The following is an 18,037-nucleotide window of genomic DNA, read 5'->3' as shown; positions in this document are numbered from 1 at the left end:
TGATGATAAGAAGTGTAGAATCCTCTAAGAATTTCTATAGTTTATGGTGTGTTTTGACAAGCTCAATAAGCTCAACCATATTTTCTATCTTCAATTTTTCAAAGATATTTTTTTTGATTGTGCTTACTGTATTTTGTTTTATATTCAGAGCATTTGAAATTTCTAGGTTTCCGTATCCATCAGCATATAGCTCTGCTATTTCTAGTTCTCGCTTGGTTAAACCCATAAGAGGGCTTATCAGATTCGGATTGTGAACCAACTGCACCATAAGATTCCTCAAACGCTCAGAAAAATATTCTCCTTTCTCTATAAAAGCTGTAATAGCTTCCCTCACCTCTTCTTCTTCACTCAGCTTGCTCAGATAGCCATTGGCACCTGCTTTCACAAATTTAAGTCCATGCAGTTCTTCTTCAAGTCCTGTAAAAACTAAAATTTTAACATCAGGATTTATCTTTTTCATATCAGGTAAAATATGCAGACTGTTTCCGTCCGGGAAATGAGCATCAATGATCACCATCTCTACCTTTTTTGATTCTACCAGCTCCAATACCTGATGTAAGGATGAAGTATGATACACGGTAGCCTCAGGGACAATATCACTGATAACAATCTCCATTCCCTGGCGTACGATGCTGTGATCGTCTGCCAACAGGAATATAATTTCTTTATTTTGAATTGATATTTCCATTATTATTACTATTTAAATTGATCCTGAATGTCACTTTAGTTCCTTTATGCAATTTACTTTCCACTGATATATTACCATCAAAAAGTTCTACAATTTCTTTTACAAGATTAAGCCCAAGCCCTGCTCCCAGGTTATCTACCTCATCAGAAACCACCCCTTGATAATAGGGATCAAAAATTTTACCAAGATCTGATTCTGATATTCCCACTCCTGTATCTCCTACTGTTGTAATCAGGGAAATTATATTTTCTCCCACTACTTCTGTATTCATCACAAGATCTATCTGCCCGTTTTCTGTAAATTTATTGGCATTCCCAATAATGTTCATAAAAATCTGGTTGATTCTGATATTATCCGAAAAAACATCTACATTCTCCGGAATTCTGTCTGTAACTACAAATCTGTTATTTCTTGTTTCCAGATAAGGAGTAATTACTTTTACAATTGAACTGATCTCTTCTTTAAGATTAAAATTTGATTTTATAAGTTCTTTTTCAGCATTCTCATTTTTGGTGTATTCCAGAATCTGATTAGACTGAAGGAGCAAAGTACTGTTTGTAAACTTTATGGATTTCAGATAGTCTTTTATTGTTTCATCTTTTGTTGTTCTTTGAATCTTATCGATAAATATATTGATGATTTTCAATGGAGACCTCAAATCATGGCTCAACATTCCCAAAATTCTGTTTTTGAAATTAAGATTCTTTTTAATCTCTTTATTAGCTGCATTCAGTTTTTGCTCATAAACAAATGCCATTCTTGTAAAATACATGATCAGAATGGATACAATAAACATCAGTATCATGAGTCCCAAGACCAAATTGGTCCTAATTCTGTTATTATTGGAACTCTGTTCGCTATATTCTTTTTCAAGCTCTTTTTTAAAGTCTTTTATTGCATTTTCATATACCTCAATCAAACTATTACTGTAAACCAATAACTTACTGAAATTACTGTAAAACTGTAAATTCTTCTTTTGACTTTGAGCAGCAATCTGCTGCATTCTCTTTACTTCAGCAACATAGTGTTTATCCATAGATTTTATGGTGTTGTCCATCTTAGACTTTACCTGAGAAATATCTATGGTTTTATTGTTGGTCATTGTAATCACCGTACTTTCCTTCTGTACATCCACTTTTCCTTTTACAGCATCTTTTAAACGCCCAAAAAAGCCTTTCTTTTTAACAGTATCAGCATATGTACGGGTCTGAATCTTAAAATCTTCAAAATCATTTTTATACTTTGCGGGTTCAAATGGCTTATCCTCAATATTCGAAGGTCCGTTCAGGGAATTCTTGTATACAGAATCTATCAGTGTTTCCAGTTTTACAGTCTTCTGAGTATCCTGACGATAAGCTTCCAGACTTTTTTTTAGTTTGGGACTTGTGTTTTCATACTCCCCAATCTTATCAAAATTGGTTTTAAGCTTTCTTAATGATTGAAAATAAAGCTGCAGATCATTATTATCTTGTGTAGCCATATATTTTTGCAAATGATCCTGCGCCGCCATAAAATCTTTCCGGGAATTGTCCGTCAATCCTCCCAGTGCACGGCTTTCCTCCAACTGATCTTTAATAAATTTCAGCTTTTTCCCGTTGACAAATTCGTTATAAAAAAATATGGCAATGATAACCTGTATCAATAAAATACAAAGGATCATTGAATAATGAACAACTTTTCTCAATTTAAAATTTAAGAATTTATTTTTCATATTTGTTTATCAGTTAAATTAATTCTTATACCCCATAAGTGAGTTTGATATTAATTCTCAACAATATACCATTATTTTCAATAATTATGCAATAGCTGTATATCATCTATTTGGCAAAGTTAAAGTAATTTTTGTCTTCTTGTAATAATGAATATTTGATAAAACCCACAAAAAACAATTTTATTTTATATAAAAACGCTCTGTAAACATAAAGTTTTATTCATGTAAACTCATTTTTTTAAATCAATTGCAAAAACTTGATGCTCAGTAAAATATTACTCTTCTGTCTATTTTATTATAAATATTAAATGATACCCCGCAAAATAATGTCTGAATCATAAACAGCCATCTATTTTTTCCAATCTCTTTAAAGAAAGAAACTCCCTGCCACATATGGTTTTATTACCATTCCGTATTTCTACTCAATACCACAATTGGTTATTTACACTCTAAGAACATATACCCTCTTCTTTGTTACTTTGAAATGCTTATTAATAGTGACAATATCCAATGTTAGACAAGGATATTCACATGTACCGGCAGATTCATCTCTATACTCAATCTATCGTATGGATGGTAAAGATCAGAGATTATTAAAGATCAGAAATGAAGGTACGTTACTTCATTTTGCTGTCTTTACTTTTTCTGTATCTCTTCAATACGATTATAAAAATAAAAACAAATAACCTATGATTACAGAAAACTACGACGTAATCGTCATTGGCGGAGGAGCAATAGGTCTGGCAACGGCTTATCACCTTGGTCAGCGCCAGGCTAAAACACTGGTACTGGAACAATATACCTTTGTCAATCAGCTGGGCAGCTCTGCAGGGGTATCACGTCAATTCCGGATTCCCTATCCAGATGAGTATATGGTACAAATGGCTTTGGACGCGCAACCTTATTGGGATGAACTGCAAAAAAAGACAGATACCCAATTGCTTGATAAAGTGGGAACACTCTGGTTTGGAGATCCTGAAGTACATTCTACCGAAGGAAATATTGCTGAAGCAGAAAAAGCTTTAAAAGCCTTAGGCGTTCCTTATACCACTTTGAATTCAAAGGAAATTGAAGAACAATATCATTTCAAAAACCTTCCGGATAATTATACAGGTCTGTTTCAACCTGATGGTGCCAGCATTAATTTCAAAGCAACGATTGAAACACTTTTAGATCTTTGTAAAAAGGAAGAAACCGTTGAGCTCAGAGAAGATTCTCCGGTATTGGAAATCAAACAAAAAGGTGAACTTTTTGAGCTTACCACTCCCAATGGAATTTATATCGCAAAAAAATTGGCCATTATTCCGGGACCTTACATCAATAGTGTTATTAATCTGCTTGATTTTAAAATAGAAGCCACTTACTGGAATATGTCTTCTGCTTATTTTAAAAAGACCGATCCTAAGATACAATATCCAACCTGGTTTGTATTCCAGAATGCAACAGGAGAAAATGGCAACCAGTTTTATGGTTTCCCTTCCGTGGAATGGGATCATCCGGAATACATCCGTGTGGCACCTGATTTTGTTATCAAACCTTTGGAAGAGCCAAGCGACAGAACATTGATTCCAAACCCTCAGGAACTGGTTTACACCTCCGAATGGATAGAAAAACATATGACCGGACTCAGTATTATTCCGGAATATACCTCAACATGCCTTATCGCACTGAGCACAATCCCCAATAAAGAACTGCTGATTGATTTTGCACCCTCTTATGTCCCCAACCATAAAAATATTGTGGTGTATGCTACAGGATGGGCTGCCAAATTCACTCCATTTTTAGGTAAAATCATGTCTGACCTGGCATTGGACGGCCATACTGATTTCGATATCACTCCTTTCCGATTAGGATATAAATATTTCTTAGCACTTTAAAATTATAAAACCATGAATCAAGAAAACGTAAACAAAGATACCCAGCTGTATCCGGGAATGCAGCCAGATCTGAAAACTGAAGTAGCCATCATTGGTGCCGGAACCTCTGGATTATACACTGCTTTCCGTTTGGTAGCAGATAATAAATATAAAGGTCACGAAGTTCAGATCTTTGATATGAGCGACAGATTAGGCGGAAGACTGGAATCCGTAATCATGCCCGGAATGAATTTCTGGGGTGAGCTTGGAGGAATGCGTTATCTGACTTCTCAGGAAATCGTAACCACTTTGATAGAAGGTTATCCGTTAAAAGAAAAAGATCTGAACAAAAGAACACCTGTATTAAAGGATAAAATGACCCCTGTTGAATTCCCGATGGGTGAGCCAGACAAACTATTCATGTACATCAGAAAAGAACGTTTCAAACAAAATTCATGGACAGAAGAGCAAAAACAGGGCAATAAACTGATTACCCGTTATTTCCTGAATGAAAATGATGAAGGGTTCAGCTCTGATCAGTTATTCAATAAAATCATTTATAATGTACTCATGTCAGATCCATGGGTGGCTGCAACGTATAAAGATCTTATTATTGCAGATCCTAACGGCTATGATTATACATTCAAACTGACCAGCAGAGATTGGGATGCTATAAAGCCGAGAATGATTTACAACTTCCCTGGTTCTCCTTATGATAAGCGTTTAGTAAATGATATCGGTTTCTGGAACCTGATTAAAGACCAGGTTTCTCAGGAAGGATATGAGTTCTTAGCAAATGCCGGAGGATATTATTCCAATACAATCAACTGGAATTCTGCAGAGGCATTTCCTTATATGGTAGGAGATTTTTCTGCTGATACTACCTACAAAACTATTGAAGAGGGGTATGACAGCATTGCTTATGCAGTTGCCAACACCTATATGGCATATGATGGAGCGCGTATCTGGTCTGAAAACAAATTGATTACTTTCACTAAAGATCATCATTTAATCGCGACTCACAAATATGAGCTTACTTTCCTGAATATTCAGAGCAACACCACATGGAAAGTGTACGCCAATTCAATCGTATTGGGTATGCCAAGAAAGTCTCTTGAACTTCTGGATCAGAATAACTTCTTTTTTGACGCCAACAGAAACCAAGAACTGAACAAAAATATCCGTTCTATCATTATGGAGCCTGCGTTTAAAATCCTGATGGGCTTCGAAGGTCCTTGGTGGAGAGATATGGGAATTGATTCCGGGCATTCTATTACAGATTTACCGATGAGACAGTGTTATTATTTCGGTACAGATAATGAGACCAAAAACTCAATGTTATTGGGAAGTTATGGTGATATGGAAACGGAAACCTTCTGGAAAGCGCTTTCTGATGATAAAGTTCTGTTTAAAGTGAGAGCTGCCCGATCTGCATCTCTGGAAGAATTACATAAGTTTGATGACGTTCAGGCCACTCAGTTTATGGTCAATGAATTGATGAATCAGCTGAAAGAATTACATGGTGTAGATATTCCTGAGCCTTATGTAACTTACTTCAGAGATTGGACAGATGATCCTTACGGTGCAGGATATCATGCTTGGAAAGCAGGGTTCTCCGTAAAAGATGTAATGCCTTATATGAGAAAGCCATTGATGGATGAGCAGATTCATATTATCGGGGAAGCGTATTCTGATCAGCAGGGCTGGGTGGAAGGAGCTTTCTGTGAAGCTGAAAAAATGCTTCAGACCCATTTTAAATTAGACTGGCCATACTGGTTAGATCCTGAATATTATTTAGGGTGGTAGCCAAGTATCAGTAGAGAAGATGATGTATACAGGTAAAGCTCCGGATTGTTCCGGAGCTTTTATTATTTTAATTTTATCTAAGAGATCCATTGTGTTATTAATTAATTTATTACATTTGCATAACTAGTTATATAATTAATTATACATTATGGAATTATTTGAAAAAACAGGAAAGATTGCTCTAGGCAGCAGATTACGTTTTATGGCTTCTAATATTACAGAAGAAGCAGCAAAAATCTATGAGCTGTATGATGTTAATTTTTCACCAAAATGGTTTCCCGTGTTCTTTGTTCTTTCCGAAGAAGGTTCAAAAACCATCACTGAAATTGCTGAAGAAATAGGACATTCTCAGCCATCGGTGACAAAGATTATCAAAGAAATGACCACAGCAGGCCTGGTAAAGGATAATCAAAAATCAGAAGATAAAAGAAGAAATATTGCAGGACTTACTGAAAAAGGAAAAGAACTTTCTGCCAAAATAAAAATCCAATGTACAGATCTTGACCATGCCATTGAAGAAATGATCAGCGAAGCTACACACAATCTTTGGGAGGCACTTGCAGAATGGGAACATCTGTTTGAAAAAAAGTCTTTGCTCGCAAGAGTAAAAGATCAGAAAAAAACCCGTGAAAGTAAGAATGTAAAAATAGTTGATTATGAACCAAAATACCAATCAGCATTCAAAGCACTCAATCAAGAATGGATCTCTACTTATTTTGAAATGGAAGATGCCGATTATAAAGCATTGGATAATCCTGAAGAATATATTTTAAATAAAGGTGGAAAGATCCTTGTAGCCCTATACAATGAAGAACCACTTGGTGTCTGCGCTCTTATCAAGATGGATGATCCGGAATATGATTTTGAACTGGCAAAAATGGCTGTTTCTCCCAAAGCACAGGGCAAAAATATAGGTTGGTTGTTGGGACAGGCTATCATCAGCAAAGCCAAGGAATCCGGTGCATCAAAAATATATCTTGAGAGCAACACCTTACTGAAACCGGCCATTAATCTGTATTACAAACTGGGATTCCAGAAAGTAACTGGACGTTCTACACCTTATCAGCGCTGTAATATTCAAATGGAATTAAATGTAAAAAATTAAAATATGTACGATAAAAAAGTAGCCATCGTTATAAAAGATGATCTGTTGCCATGGCAAAAACTTAATGTTATTTCTTTTTTAGCCGGAAGCATTGCCATTAAATTCCCTGAAACTCATGGTGAAAAATTCGTTACCGCGGATCAGAAAGAATTCTTACCATTTATAAAGCACCCCACCCTTATCTATAAAGCAGATAATACGGAAAAGCTTCAAAGAGCATTTCAACGCTCAAGAGACCGTGAGCTAGCAATCGGAATCTATACTCAACAGCTTTTTGATACCCGATCCGGGGAAGAAAATGTTCTTGAAATAGGAAAACATACTGCAGATAATCTGGACCTGATAGGGATCATCGTGTACGGTGACAATAAAAAGGTAGATAAAGCCTTAGACAGATTAAAATTCCATGAGTAAGTCATAGGAAATTCCGAAGACCTATTCCGTATAAAAGCTTATTTCAAAATAGTTACAATCACAAATGCACAAATCTTTTTATTTGTGCATTTCTTACTATTTCTTACTATAAGAACTAATATCCATTCTTCTAAACTCTGTCAAAATATGGGCTGTTATATACTAATTCCATATCACCATCATTAGTATTTTCTATTTTTCTAATGGAATCCTGAAACTATATTTTCCTAACTTTTCAGATTGAAACGAAATAAAGAATTCACCAGATAATTTATTAGGTTATCTGAAATATTCAAAAACCAATAACAGCAAAACAGCTTATCATCTTATGACAGATAAAAATTTTAATCCTCAGAAAGGATTTATATTCAGTAAGCATGTGCCGGAAGAATTATCACATTTTGACCGGATCTTTGATGTTTTCAAAGATTTGCTTACCCACACCTCAGGAGATCTTGAGGAAGCCTTTGAGTGGCTTGATATGCTGGATAAGGAATATGATATCTTCAGTGATGAATATACCCTTCAGGATCTTGAAGAAGATTTGAAAAAAAGAGGTTATATCAGAGAGGAAGATTCCGAAGAAGGCAATACAGGAAGTGGAAAAGGTAAAAATATATTGACTCCCAAACTGGAAGCTGCTCTTCGTGAATATGCCTTAGATCAGATTTTTGGTAAACTGAAGAAAAACGGAGCAGGAAACCACCGTACCAACAAAACGGGAATCGGAGATGAAAGAGATGGAGAAAACCGCTCTTTTCAATACGGAGATGATCTTGCAGCCGTCAACATAACAGAAAGCTTGAAAAATGCACAGATCAATAACGGAATTTCAGACCTGCGCCTGACAGAGGAAGACCTCATTGTAGAGGAAACCAAACACAAGGCACAAATGAGTACCGTTCTGATGATTGACATCAGCCACTCCATGATCCTATACGGTGAAGACCGTATTACCCCGGCCAAAAAAGTGGCTATGGCTCTCGTGGAATTGATTAAACGAAAATATCCCAAAGATTCCATTGACATTATTGTTTTTGGAAACGAAGCATGGCCCATCAAGATCAAAGACCTTCCCTATTTAAAAGTTGGGCCTTATCATACCAATACAGTAGCAGGCCTGGAACTCGCAATGGATATCCTCCGTAGAAAAAGAAATACCAACAAACAGATTTTTATGATTACAGACGGAAAACCGAGCTGTATTCAGTTACCCAGCGGAGAGTTCTATATGAACAGTTTCGGATTGGATGAGAAAATTGTTAACCAATGTCTCAACAGAGCAGCACAGGCCAGAAAACTGAAAATCCCAATTACCACATTTATGATTGCTCAAGATCCTTACTTGCGTCAGTTTATTGAAGAATTTACAGCTCAGAACAAAGGGAAAGCTTTCCTAACGGGACTTTCAGGTTTAGGACAAATGATTTTTGAAGATTACGAGAAAAACAGAATAAGAAGAATATAAAAGTCAGATTGTTGACTTTAAAGCATTCAAAATAAAAATCTTACCAGATAATTAGTATTACAAGAAAATGAAAAACGATATTACATTCAAAGAATTAAAAAACTCCGGTTACACTCATAAAACGATTAATGAGGAAATCCAGGCGAACTTAATCGCTAGAATTAAAGCTAAAGAACCTGTATTTGAAGGACTTTGGGGCTATGAAGACACCGTTGTCCCTCAATTGAAAAAAGCGATTCTTGCAGGTCATCATATCAATCTGCTGGGCTTGCGTGGTCAGGCAAAAACCAGAATTGCAAGAAGTATGGTGAATCTGCTTGACGAATATATGCCTATTGTAAAAGGTTCCGAGATTAACGACAGCCCATTTCTCCCTATTTCAAAATTTGCGAAAGATCTTCTTGAAGAATTAGGCGATGAAACTCCTATTTCGTGGGTACACCGCTCTCATCGTTTCTATGAAAAACTGGCTACTCCGGATGTAAATGTCGCTGACTTAATTGGAGATATAGATCCTATTAAAGCGGCAACCTTAAAACTACCCTATTCTGATGAACGGGTTTTACATTACGGAATGATTCCCCGTGCCAACCGTTCTATTTTTGTTCTCAATGAATTACCGGATCTGCAGGCAAGAATTCAGGTTTCCCTGTTCAATATTTTGCAGGAAGGAGATATTCAGATCCGTGGATTTCAGCTGAGAATGCCGCTGGATATTCAGTTTGTATTCACCGCCAATCCGGAAGATTATACCAACAGAGGAAGTATTGTAACCCCGCTGAAAGACAGAATCGGGTCGCAGATTTTCACCCATTATCCAAAAACAATTGCCCTTGCAAGACAGATTACAGAACAGGAGGCTATGATTTCTGCTGAAGATAAAGCACAGATACAGATTCCTGATCTGGCGAAAGATCTTTTGGAAGAAGTAGCCTTTGCAGCCCGTGTCAGTGAATATGTAGATGCAAAAAGCGGTGTAAGTGCCCGCCTTACCATCAGTGCTATGGAAAACTTAGTGGCAGCAGCAAAATTACGATTGATTGAGTCCGACACTGAAAAAACAACCCTCCGCCTGCTTGACTTTATGTCCATCATTCCTTCTATCACTGGGAAAATTGAACTGGTGTATGAAGGAGAACAGGAAGGAGCAGATTATGTAGCCAAAATTTTAATTGACAAAGCGGTAATGGCCCAATTTGAAAGCATTTTCCCGCGTATTTCCAAACTGGAAAAAGAAGGAATCAAAACCCCTTATACCGACCTCATCAGATGGTTTAACAAAAATCATCTGGAGCTTAATTACAATGATACGGATGAAGAATTCTATGCTAAACTTGATAAGATAGCACCCCTCACAACTGTAATTGAAGAAAATGCATCTGAATTGAGTACAGAAGATCAAAATTTCTGTAAGGAACTAGTTTTATGGGCATTAACGATCAGTAACAAAATTGACAAATCTGAAAATCAGAATACCTTTACTTTTGAATCACCGGGTATTGGTCAATTCTTACGTAACTAAAATCAGTACAATAATATAATGACAAAACCTTCAGATCAGCTGGAGGTTTTTATTTTTTTAAGAAATAAGATCAGTTTTACACCATATTACCCCCTTTTAAGACGGCAGAACCAAAAGGACTATCAATCAGCCACAACCACTCTCCCTCTTCATTTCTTTTCATGATGCAGGAAGTATTACCCGTCATATGAAGAGGATGTCCATCCGGAGCTATTCCCGTCATTTCCCATTGATCCATCCACATTGCAAGATCATTCACAAGAGTTATATGCGGAGCCTCACCTTGTATATCCAGTTTTAATCTGCAGATCGCATTCATTGCCATTGCTATCTGATCAAGGCCTCTCAGCTCTCTCCCATCTCTGTCTATGTAGACTGCTTCAGGATGAAAACAGCTCAATGCACCTTTCACGTCTCCGTTTTTGATACGGTTACGGAAATAGGCTACAGCACCGGCCTCTGTTTTTCTGTCAAAATCCTCCATTATTTCAGATTTCGGGAGTCTATTTCCCTTTTCAGTGCTCTCTTGTCTTTATTCCAGCTATTGGCAACAAAAAAGCAAAAATTATAGGTAAAAAAGTCATTAAACCCAGGCCTTTACTTATCGTACTATAAATAGCAATGCCAGCCAATACTCCCAGAATTATTGCATTGACAATATTTCTGGCTTCAATGGTTCTTTTTTTCTCTAAAAGCTCCTGATCAGTTAATTCTGACAATTCTTTTTCCATGGTTTAATATAAGTTTTTGGGTTATTTTTGGGTTAAAACGGTAAAAGTTTATGATGTTAAAAATCTATTTTTACCGAAAGCTAAAATACAATATTGCCAAGACATTCTTTTATTTGTAATTTTATTTTGCCTTATTTATTTTGGAAAAATTTTAAGACTTATGGAAGACACCCTGAATTGTATTTACAGAGTTATCAATTTCATGGAAAAAAATTATGATCATCCCGTTTCGGTAAAAGAACTGGAAGATATCTCCCATTATTCTTACCGAAATATTCAACGCATCTTTAAGTACAGCTGTGGAGAAACAATAGGTGCTTTCCAGCAAAGGCTGAAAGTAGAAAATGCTTATAAACGAATTCTTTACACCCAGGAAAACCTTACCTCCATTGCCATTGAAGTAGGTTTCGCCAATATTGCTTCCTTTTCCAAAGCTTTTAAACAACATTTCGGAATTTCCCCAAAAGCGGCAAGATTAAGTAAGGAAAAACTTCTTTGTGAAGACGAGATTGTACCGGTAACATCTGATATATTGCTGGAACCGGATATCATATTTATTAAGCCTTTACAGGTATACTATCAAAGTGTTAAAACCTATTACAACAACGAAGAAATTGAAGTACTGTGGGAAAAATTCATGGAAAATGAATTTCCGGATTCCGGGACAGAATATTTTGGAGTTATAGCGGATGAACCTTTGATTAAAACGGAAATCAACTGTAGATATGACGCATGTGCCTCTGTTCAATCTGTCAGCAAAAAGCTTCCTTCAAAAACAATATTTGGAGGCAAATATGCCAGATTTACTCACACGGGAAGCTATGAAACAATAGATGAAACCTATACTAAAATCTATTCACGCTGGATTTTTAATTCAGGGTTGGAATTTTCCCACACTCCCATCATAGAAAAATATGAAAGGCATGCGGAGAATGAAGATGATCAGGAAAAACAGCTGACGTATATTTTATTGCCCTTGAAGTAAGTTGTCAATTTGGGACAACTTTAAAAATTTTCGCAGATCTAATTTTGCCTTATTAAAAAATAGATCAATTATGCAAAAAAAGAAAATTTTATTCACGTTACTCCCTGCTCTTTTACTTTCGTGTTCACAGACAGATATACCGGAACCTCCAGGTACTACAAACCCTGTAACTCCTGTTTACAAAATGCCGGAAGAATCTGCAATACACGAAGGAACCTGGCTTCAGTGGCCACACCAGTATCAATATGGAACAACCTACCGAAACCGTCTGGATGCAACCTGGGTAGCAATGACCAAAGAGCTGGTACAAAATGAAAAAGTTCACATCATTGCTTATGACGCTGCGGAAAAAAAACGTATTACGGGATTATTAAACAGTGCAGGAGTTCCGCTTACCAACATTAATTTCAAACTTTACCAGACCGATGATTTCTGGGTAAGAGATAACGGGCCGATCTATGTGAAAGACCAAAATGGCCAGTTATTTATTCAGGATTGGGGATTTAACGGTTGGGGAAACAAAGCCGAATATAGCAAATGTAATGTGATTCCATCCAAAATCGCTACAGATACCAATATTCCAAAAATCAATCTCAATTCAGTGATGATCAATGAAGGCGGTAGTGTGGAAATTGATGGAAACGGAGTGTTAATGGCCTGTAAAAGTTCCATTCTTAATAACAACAGAAATCCGGGAATGACTCAGCAAGAGGCAGAAGCGATATTTACTAAAAATTTAGGGGTAACGAAATTTATCTGGCTGAATGGAAAAGCAGGTTTCGATATCACAGACATGCACATTGACGGGTTTGCCCGATTTGCCAATTCATCTACCATTATCACAATGAATCCGGATGACCTTAATTACTGGCAGGTTCCTAATGGTGATATTGATAAACTGTATGATGCAACCACCAAAAGCGGAGCTGCCTATCAGTTTGTAAAAGTTCCTTTAACCAGAAATGATGTGATCACCACTTACGGAAAAAATGTAGGCCGTGCTTCTTACATCAATTATTATATTGCGAATAACCGTGTATTGGTTCCTAATTATAATGACCCGAATGATGCGGTAGCCAATAACATCATCCAACAACTCTACCCTGGTAAACAAGTGGTTGGAATAGACTGCCGTAACTTATTTGCCAATGGCGGAATGGTGCATTGTGTAACTCAGCAACAGCCTCAATAAATAATCTTAAAAATAAAGCCTGCTGAAAATCAGCAGGCTTTACTGATAGAGAATGCCAGTCACTAAAAATAGCGTAAATTTGCTTTGCCATCTTTGTAAGAGACGGTTTTCTATTATAAGTATTATGAAAAAAACAGCACTTTCTTTATTCGTTCTTCTGAATATTGTTTGTAAGGCACAAAATTTTGATGTAATTCCCCTGGGGATATATGGTGGTGAGCAGGAAGACAATTTATCAGCTTATCTGGTAGGTGCTCCTAAAGACAATGCATTTCTTTGTCTTGATGCCGGTACTGTAAATGCAGGAATCCGAAAAGGGATTGAATTGAAAAGTCTTGAAGGATCAGCAGAATCAGTTCTTAAAGATCAGATAAAAGGATATTTTGTATCACATGGCCACCTGGATCATTTATCAGGACTTATCATTAATTCTCCGGCAGATTCCAAGAAAGATATTTTTGCCATAGCTCCTGTAATTCAGATCTTGCAAAATCATTACTTTATCACAGATACCTGGATCAATTTTGCCGATCAAGGACAAAAACCCATTCTTGGAAAATATCATTATAATGAGCTTCAGGAAGGAACTGAAATTCCGGCACCTAAAACTCCGTTTTTTATTACTGGTTATGAACTGAGTCATGTAAACCCTTATAAAAGCAGTGCTGCACTGGTAAGAAGAGATGATCATTACCTACTGTATCTGGGGGACACTGGTGCAGACCGCATCGAAAAGTCTGACCGTCTGGATCATCTTTGGAACACGATAGCTCCGCTTGTTAAAAAAAGACAGTTAAACACGATATTAATTGAGGTTTCTTTCCCTAATAGCCAGCCTGAGCATCTGCTATTCGGACATCTTACTCCTAACCTGTTGATTGAGGAATTGAGTAAACTGAAAGAAAAAACTGGACAAAGCAGTCTTGAAGGGCTCAACATCGTAGTTACTCATAGAAAACCTACTGGTGATAATCCCGAACTTATCAAAAAAGAGCTATTGAAAAACAACCCTTTAAAAGTAAATTATACCTTCCCCGAGCAAGGTAAAAAGATTAGTTTACCATAACAATAAATAAAAAGATGGAGCAAAATTGGCTTCATCTTTTTTATTTCAGGGATTTTCATTTATATTAGAATAAATTTTAAGTAATTAAAATTCAACAACTTAAATCTTCCTCAATAAAATTAATAAACTTTTTAATGGTTTTTATTAATTTATCATCGTAATATTGCAATATAAAATTAAAACAATGGGTGTTACAAAAACAGAAATCTATACTGAAGAACAAAATAAGCTGGCTTCTCTGCTTAAAGTTTTGGGACATCCGGCAAGAATAGCCATTTTACAGTACATTATTAATCAAAAAGCATGTATCTGTAACGATCTTGTTGAAGAACTTGGACTGGCTCAGGCTACCATTTCTCAACACTTAAAAGAGCTGAAGAATATCGGGATCATTAAAGGTTCTATTGAAGGAAAATCTGTATGTTACTGTATTAATGAAAGTACCTGGAAGCAATTTCAAAATGAATTCAACCTGTTTTTTAATCAGGATGTAACTATAAAACAATGCTGTTAAGGCATTTTTTTTGAATAAACATATCGTAATATTGCAATATAACACTATATAAATTTTAATCTATTATGAGACTATCAAAAATTAAAGAAATTCTACCTACACTGGAAAATGTAGAATTTCAATTAGAAAACGGAAGCTTTGTCCCAGAACATTTCCATGTAACGGAAGTGGGACAAATTGTAAAAAACTTCATCGATTGCGGAGGGGTAATCAGGCATGAAAAAGCAGTTAATTTTCAGTTATGGAATGCTGATGATTATCAACACCGTCTGAAACCGGGAAAACTGCTTCATATCATTCAACTTTCTGAAGAACAACTGGGAATAGAAGATTCAGAAATTGAAGTAGAATATCAGGGTGAAACTATTGGCAAATATGATCTGGAATTTAACGGGAAAAACTTCGTTCTGAAAAACAAAACAACCGGCTGTCTTGCTCAGGAAGCCTGTGGGATTCATTCTGAAAAACAAAAGAAAAATATGTCTGAATTATCTGTAAACCCAACTTCAGTGTGTAATCCGGCATCAGGCTGCTGCTAATTAATCCTAATAAAAAGTTATGTATCAAGAATTATTAAACACGATTCGATCTTTACAATGGGAAAATATAGATTCCGATAGAAAAGAGATTCTGGAACCTTTGATCAGCTTTATCCAACAAAAAGTTAACGATAGCAAAGAAATCAATCTGAATTTTATCTGCACTCACAATTCCCGCCGAAGTCATCTGGCACAGGTTTGGGCACAGGCAGCAGCTTCTTTCTTTACGATTCCGAAAGTTTACTGCTATTCCGGAGGCACGGAAACGACGGCATTATTTCCAAAAGTTGCAGAGATCCTGAAGGAACAGGGTTTCACAGTTTTCAGTATTACTGATACAGCCAATCCTGTGTATGCAATAAGATATAACGACAACAGCCATCCAGTTATGGGCTTTTCAAAAAAATATGACAGTCCGTTCAATCCAGTATCAGAATTTGCAGCGATCATGACATGCTCACAGGCAGATGGTGGATGTCCGTTCATTCCAGGAGCAGAGAAAAGGATTCCTATTACGTTTGAGGATCCTAAAGTTTCAGATAATACTCCGGAACAGGCATCAGTATATGCTGAAAGAAGCTTGCAAATTGCAGAAGAAATGTTCTATGTCTTTTCTAACATCAAACTCTAATCATGCAGCCCAGATTAAAATTTCTTGACCGTTATCTTACTTTATGGATATTTCTCGCCATGGGTATGGGGATTGCCTTGGGATATTTTTTTCCGGTTATTCCTGATTTAATCAATTCGCAGTCTATTGGAACAACGAATATTCCTTTGGCAATCGGGCTTATTCTTATGATGTATCCTCCATTGGCAAAGGTAGATTATTCTCTTCTGCCATTGGTATTTAAAGATAAAAAAGCAATTAGTGTCTCTTTATTTCTCAACTGGATCATCGGTCCGCTTCTGATGTTCGGTCTTGCTATACTCTTTTTAAGGCATGAACCCGATTACATGGCTGGTTTGATCCTTATTGGGCTGGCCAGATGTATTGCTATGGTCATCGTCTGGAATGACCTTGCCAAGGGTAACAGAGAATATGCAGCTTTGCTGATTGCTTTGAACAGTATCTTTCAGGTGTTTACGTATAGTTTTATGGTGTGGCTGTTCATTAATGTACTTCCCAACCAACTGGGGCTTGCAAGTTTTAAGGTAAATGTCTCTATGAAGGATATTACAGAAAGTGTACTGATCTATCTGGGAATTCCTTTTCTGGCAGGATTTCTCAGTCGTTATTTCCTTATAAAATCAAAAGGTTCGGAATGGTACAATAGAAAATTCATACCTCAGATATCCCCTGTCACGTTGTATGCTTTATTATTTACAATTGTATTGATGTTTAGCTTAAAAGGCTCCAAAATACTGGAATTGCCAATGGATGTTGCTAAGGTAGCAATCCCTTTAATTATCTATTTTGTTTTGATGTTTTTCGTAAGTTTCATGATCAATAAAGCATTAAAAATTCCATATGATAAAAATGCATCTATTGCCTTTACTGCTACCGGAAATAATTTTGAACTGGCAATTGCTGTTGCGATCTCAGTTTTTGGTATACATTCACCACAGGCATTTGTAGGAGTAATCGGTCCTTTGGTAGAAGTTCCGGTACTTATCCTTCTGGTAAAAGCAAGTTTATTATTGAAGAAGAAATGGTATCATAAATAATCTAAGATCCAAAATAAAAAGCATCACTGTTCCGGTGATGCTTTTTTATTCTATTAATTTTGAAGAGAAAAATTAAGTCTCAGATTAAATTTCACCAATCACAGGACTGTTCTTATCATTTTTTGAATGGGCATAACGATAAACAAAATACCAGGTGATCAATATCTGGAACAGGATGACAGTGGGCAGAATAAAAGGATAATGCACAAATATATTTAATGAATCTCCGTGTGCCAGCATCATGGGTAAATCAAGGAAATTAAAGATAGTAATTGTCCAAAGCAAAGCCTTGCTTCCTTTAAAATACCACCAGCAAAATAGTCCATAAACAAATTCAATGATAAAATTCAGAATGGGAAAATCAAGAATACCTAATCCAAAAGCCGGTTTGGCAGAGAATGGTGACAGCTGAATATCCTTCTCATGAAAAATAACATCAATCATGACATGAGATAAAACTCCAATGGCAAAAGCCAGCGCCAATTTTCTGTTTTTATACCCGCAGTTGATCACACAAAACGAAAGTACTGCCGCAGCAACTCCTGAAAAAACTGAATGTGAATAAGGCAGAAAGTCAAGATGTACTCTACCTCCTGAGATTGAAAAATGTTCCCAACCCAAATAGTTAAAAAACACCCATAATACTTCTACAAGTTGTACAGAAATCAAAAGTGGAAACAATGGCAGTTTCGGGCTATTTTTTTTAATGAGTAAAGCTGTGGCAGCGTGATTAATAGCATACATAATATCATATTTATATATGCAAAGATGC

General features: G+C 36.3%; 18 protein-coding genes. 13 read left to right on the top strand and 5 right to left on the bottom strand.

Translation table 11 applies throughout. The annotated features are described in order from the left end of the window. Nucleotides 1-34: 34 nt before the first annotated feature. Nucleotides 35-688: a response regulator transcription factor gene (locus tag CQ046_RS21090; RefSeq protein WP_185126226.1), complete on the bottom strand. Its 654-nt coding sequence runs from the start codon at nucleotides 686-688 to the stop codon at nucleotides 35-37. Next, nucleotides 666-2,399 carry an ATP-binding protein gene (locus CQ046_RS21085; RefSeq protein ID WP_105704160.1) on the bottom strand — a complete coding sequence of 578 codons (1,734 nt, stop codon included), beginning with the start codon at nucleotides 2,397-2,399 and terminating at the stop codon, nucleotides 666-668. Before CQ046_RS21085 ends, CQ046_RS21090 begins: the two co-directional genes overlap by 23 nt. 689 nt (nucleotides 2,400-3,088) lie before the next feature. Between CQ046_RS21085 and CQ046_RS21080 the strand changes: the two genes are divergently transcribed. The 6 genes from CQ046_RS21080 (at nucleotide 3,089) to CQ046_RS21055 (ending at nucleotide 10,570) form a co-directional block, all read left to right on the top strand. Next, nucleotides 3,089-4,276 (top strand): FAD-dependent oxidoreductase, encoded by a 1,188-nt coding sequence (locus CQ046_RS21080; RefSeq protein ID WP_105704159.1) that lies wholly within the window; start codon nucleotides 3,089-3,091, stop codon nucleotides 4,274-4,276. Between the two features lie 12 nt (nucleotides 4,277-4,288). After that, on the top strand, nucleotides 4,289-6,061 hold the full coding sequence (locus tag CQ046_RS21075; protein ID WP_105704158.1) for a flavin monoamine oxidase family protein: 1,773 nt from the start codon (nucleotides 4,289-4,291) through the stop codon (nucleotides 6,059-6,061). A gap of 148 nt (nucleotides 6,062-6,209) precedes the next feature. Continuing rightward, a complete protein-coding gene (locus CQ046_RS21070; RefSeq protein ID WP_105704157.1) occupies nucleotides 6,210-7,166 on the top strand; it encodes a helix-turn-helix domain-containing GNAT family N-acetyltransferase in 957 nt (318 codons plus the stop codon). A 3-nt stretch (nucleotides 7,167-7,169) separates the two neighbouring features. Continuing rightward, nucleotides 7,170-7,580 (top strand): DUF2000 domain-containing protein, encoded by a 411-nt coding sequence (locus CQ046_RS21065; RefSeq protein WP_105704156.1) that lies wholly within the window; start codon nucleotides 7,170-7,172, stop codon nucleotides 7,578-7,580. 328 nt (nucleotides 7,581-7,908) lie between these two features. Further along, nucleotides 7,909-9,048 (top strand): vWA domain-containing protein, encoded by a 1,140-nt coding sequence (locus CQ046_RS21060; protein ID WP_105704155.1) that lies wholly within the window; start codon nucleotides 7,909-7,911, stop codon nucleotides 9,046-9,048. A gap of 67 nt (nucleotides 9,049-9,115) precedes the next feature. Further along, entirely contained in the window at nucleotides 9,116-10,570 is a 1,455-nt protein-coding gene (locus CQ046_RS21055; RefSeq protein ID WP_105704154.1) for a sigma 54-interacting transcriptional regulator, read from the top strand. 76 nt (nucleotides 10,571-10,646) lie between these two features. On the opposite strand, the gene CQ046_RS21050 is transcribed toward CQ046_RS21055, so the two are convergent. Beyond that, a complete protein-coding gene (locus tag CQ046_RS21050; protein ID WP_105704153.1) occupies nucleotides 10,647-11,054 on the bottom strand; it encodes a YybH family protein in 408 nt (135 codons plus the stop codon). A 31-nt stretch (nucleotides 11,055-11,085) separates the two neighbouring features. Beyond that, nucleotides 11,086-11,301 carry an FUSC family protein gene (locus tag CQ046_RS21045; RefSeq protein ID WP_105704152.1) on the bottom strand — a complete coding sequence of 72 codons (216 nt, stop codon included), beginning with the start codon at nucleotides 11,299-11,301 and terminating at the stop codon, nucleotides 11,086-11,088. A 160-nt stretch (nucleotides 11,302-11,461) separates the two neighbouring features. On the opposite strand from CQ046_RS21045, the gene CQ046_RS21040 reads away from it, so the two are divergent. From CQ046_RS21040 to arsB, 7 genes are all read left to right on the top strand, one after another. Further along, nucleotides 11,462-12,286, top strand: a complete 825-nt coding sequence (locus CQ046_RS21040; RefSeq protein ID WP_105704151.1) for a GyrI-like domain-containing protein — start codon at nucleotides 11,462-11,464, stop codon at nucleotides 12,284-12,286. Nucleotides 12,287-12,356: 70 nt separating this feature from the next. After that, nucleotides 12,357-13,478, top strand: coding sequence for an agmatine/peptidylarginine deiminase (locus CQ046_RS21035; protein WP_105704150.1), 1,122 nt, complete (start codon nucleotides 12,357-12,359; stop codon nucleotides 13,476-13,478). 124 nt (nucleotides 13,479-13,602) lie between these two features. Then, on the top strand, nucleotides 13,603-14,544 hold the full coding sequence (locus CQ046_RS21030; RefSeq protein ID WP_105704149.1) for a 3',5'-cyclic-nucleotide phosphodiesterase: 942 nt from the start codon (nucleotides 13,603-13,605) through the stop codon (nucleotides 14,542-14,544). A 184-nt stretch (nucleotides 14,545-14,728) separates the two neighbouring features. Beyond that, entirely contained in the window at nucleotides 14,729-15,058 is a 330-nt protein-coding gene (locus CQ046_RS21025; RefSeq protein WP_047375646.1) for an ArsR/SmtB family transcription factor, read from the top strand. A gap of 65 nt (nucleotides 15,059-15,123) precedes the next feature. Further along, nucleotides 15,124-15,597 (top strand): DUF6428 family protein, encoded by a 474-nt coding sequence (locus CQ046_RS21020; RefSeq protein WP_105704148.1) that lies wholly within the window; start codon nucleotides 15,124-15,126, stop codon nucleotides 15,595-15,597. 19 nt (nucleotides 15,598-15,616) lie between these two features. Continuing rightward, nucleotides 15,617-16,228 (top strand): low molecular weight phosphatase family protein, encoded by a 612-nt coding sequence (locus tag CQ046_RS21015; protein WP_105704147.1) that lies wholly within the window; start codon nucleotides 15,617-15,619, stop codon nucleotides 16,226-16,228. Nucleotides 16,229-16,230: 2 nt separating this feature from the next. Continuing rightward, on the top strand, nucleotides 16,231-17,265 hold the full coding sequence (gene arsB, locus CQ046_RS21010; protein WP_105704146.1) for an ACR3 family arsenite efflux transporter: 1,035 nt from the start codon (nucleotides 16,231-16,233) through the stop codon (nucleotides 17,263-17,265). Nucleotides 17,266-17,349: 84 nt separating this feature from the next. Here the strand turns inward: arsB and CQ046_RS21005 are convergent, their stop codons facing one another. After that, nucleotides 17,350-18,009 carry a hypothetical protein gene (locus tag CQ046_RS21005; RefSeq protein WP_105704145.1) on the bottom strand — a complete coding sequence of 220 codons (660 nt, stop codon included), beginning with the start codon at nucleotides 18,007-18,009 and terminating at the stop codon, nucleotides 17,350-17,352. Nucleotides 18,010-18,037: the final 28 nt, after the last annotated feature.

The sequence above is a fragment of the Chryseobacterium sp. MYb7 genome (genome assembly GCF_002979455.1).
In the GTDB taxonomy this organism is placed as follows: Bacteria; Bacteroidota; Bacteroidia; order Flavobacteriales; family Weeksellaceae; genus Chryseobacterium.
The sequence above is the reverse complement of the archived record's forward strand: the minus strand, read 5'-3'. Positions and strand labels throughout refer to the sequence as shown.

Coding starts and splice junctions, on each gene's coding strand:
- CQ046_RS21090 (WP_185126226.1), bottom strand. CDS start 688: ATGGAAATATCAATTCAAAATAAAGAAATTATATTCCTGTTGGCAGAC.
- CQ046_RS21085 (WP_105704160.1), bottom strand. CDS start 2,399: ATGAAAAATAAATTCTTAAATTTTAAATTGAGAAAAGTTGTTCATTAT.
- CQ046_RS21080 (WP_105704159.1), top strand. CDS start 3,089: ATGATTACAGAAAACTACGACGTAATCGTCATTGGCGGAGGAGCAATA.
- CQ046_RS21075 (WP_105704158.1), top strand. CDS start 4,289: ATGAATCAAGAAAACGTAAACAAAGATACCCAGCTGTATCCGGGAATG.
- CQ046_RS21070 (WP_105704157.1), top strand. CDS start 6,210: ATGGAATTATTTGAAAAAACAGGAAAGATTGCTCTAGGCAGCAGATTA.
- CQ046_RS21065 (WP_105704156.1), top strand. CDS start 7,170: ATGTACGATAAAAAAGTAGCCATCGTTATAAAAGATGATCTGTTGCCA.
- CQ046_RS21060 (WP_105704155.1), top strand. CDS start 7,909: ATGACAGATAAAAATTTTAATCCTCAGAAAGGATTTATATTCAGTAAG.
- CQ046_RS21055 (WP_105704154.1), top strand. CDS start 9,116: ATGAAAAACGATATTACATTCAAAGAATTAAAAAACTCCGGTTACACT.
- CQ046_RS21050 (WP_105704153.1), bottom strand. CDS start 11,054: ATGGAGGATTTTGACAGAAAAACAGAGGCCGGTGCTGTAGCCTATTTC.
- CQ046_RS21045 (WP_105704152.1), bottom strand. CDS start 11,301: ATGGAAAAAGAATTGTCAGAATTAACTGATCAGGAGCTTTTAGAGAAA.
- CQ046_RS21040 (WP_105704151.1), top strand. CDS start 11,462: ATGGAAGACACCCTGAATTGTATTTACAGAGTTATCAATTTCATGGAA.
- CQ046_RS21035 (WP_105704150.1), top strand. CDS start 12,357: ATGCAAAAAAAGAAAATTTTATTCACGTTACTCCCTGCTCTTTTACTT.
- CQ046_RS21030 (WP_105704149.1), top strand. CDS start 13,603: ATGAAAAAAACAGCACTTTCTTTATTCGTTCTTCTGAATATTGTTTGT.
- CQ046_RS21025 (WP_047375646.1), top strand. CDS start 14,729: ATGGGTGTTACAAAAACAGAAATCTATACTGAAGAACAAAATAAGCTG.
- CQ046_RS21020 (WP_105704148.1), top strand. CDS start 15,124: ATGAGACTATCAAAAATTAAAGAAATTCTACCTACACTGGAAAATGTA.
- CQ046_RS21015 (WP_105704147.1), top strand. CDS start 15,617: ATGTATCAAGAATTATTAAACACGATTCGATCTTTACAATGGGAAAAT.
- arsB (WP_105704146.1), top strand. CDS start 16,231: ATGCAGCCCAGATTAAAATTTCTTGACCGTTATCTTACTTTATGGATA.
- CQ046_RS21005 (WP_105704145.1), bottom strand. CDS start 18,009: ATGTATGCTATTAATCACGCTGCCACAGCTTTACTCATTAAAAAAAAT.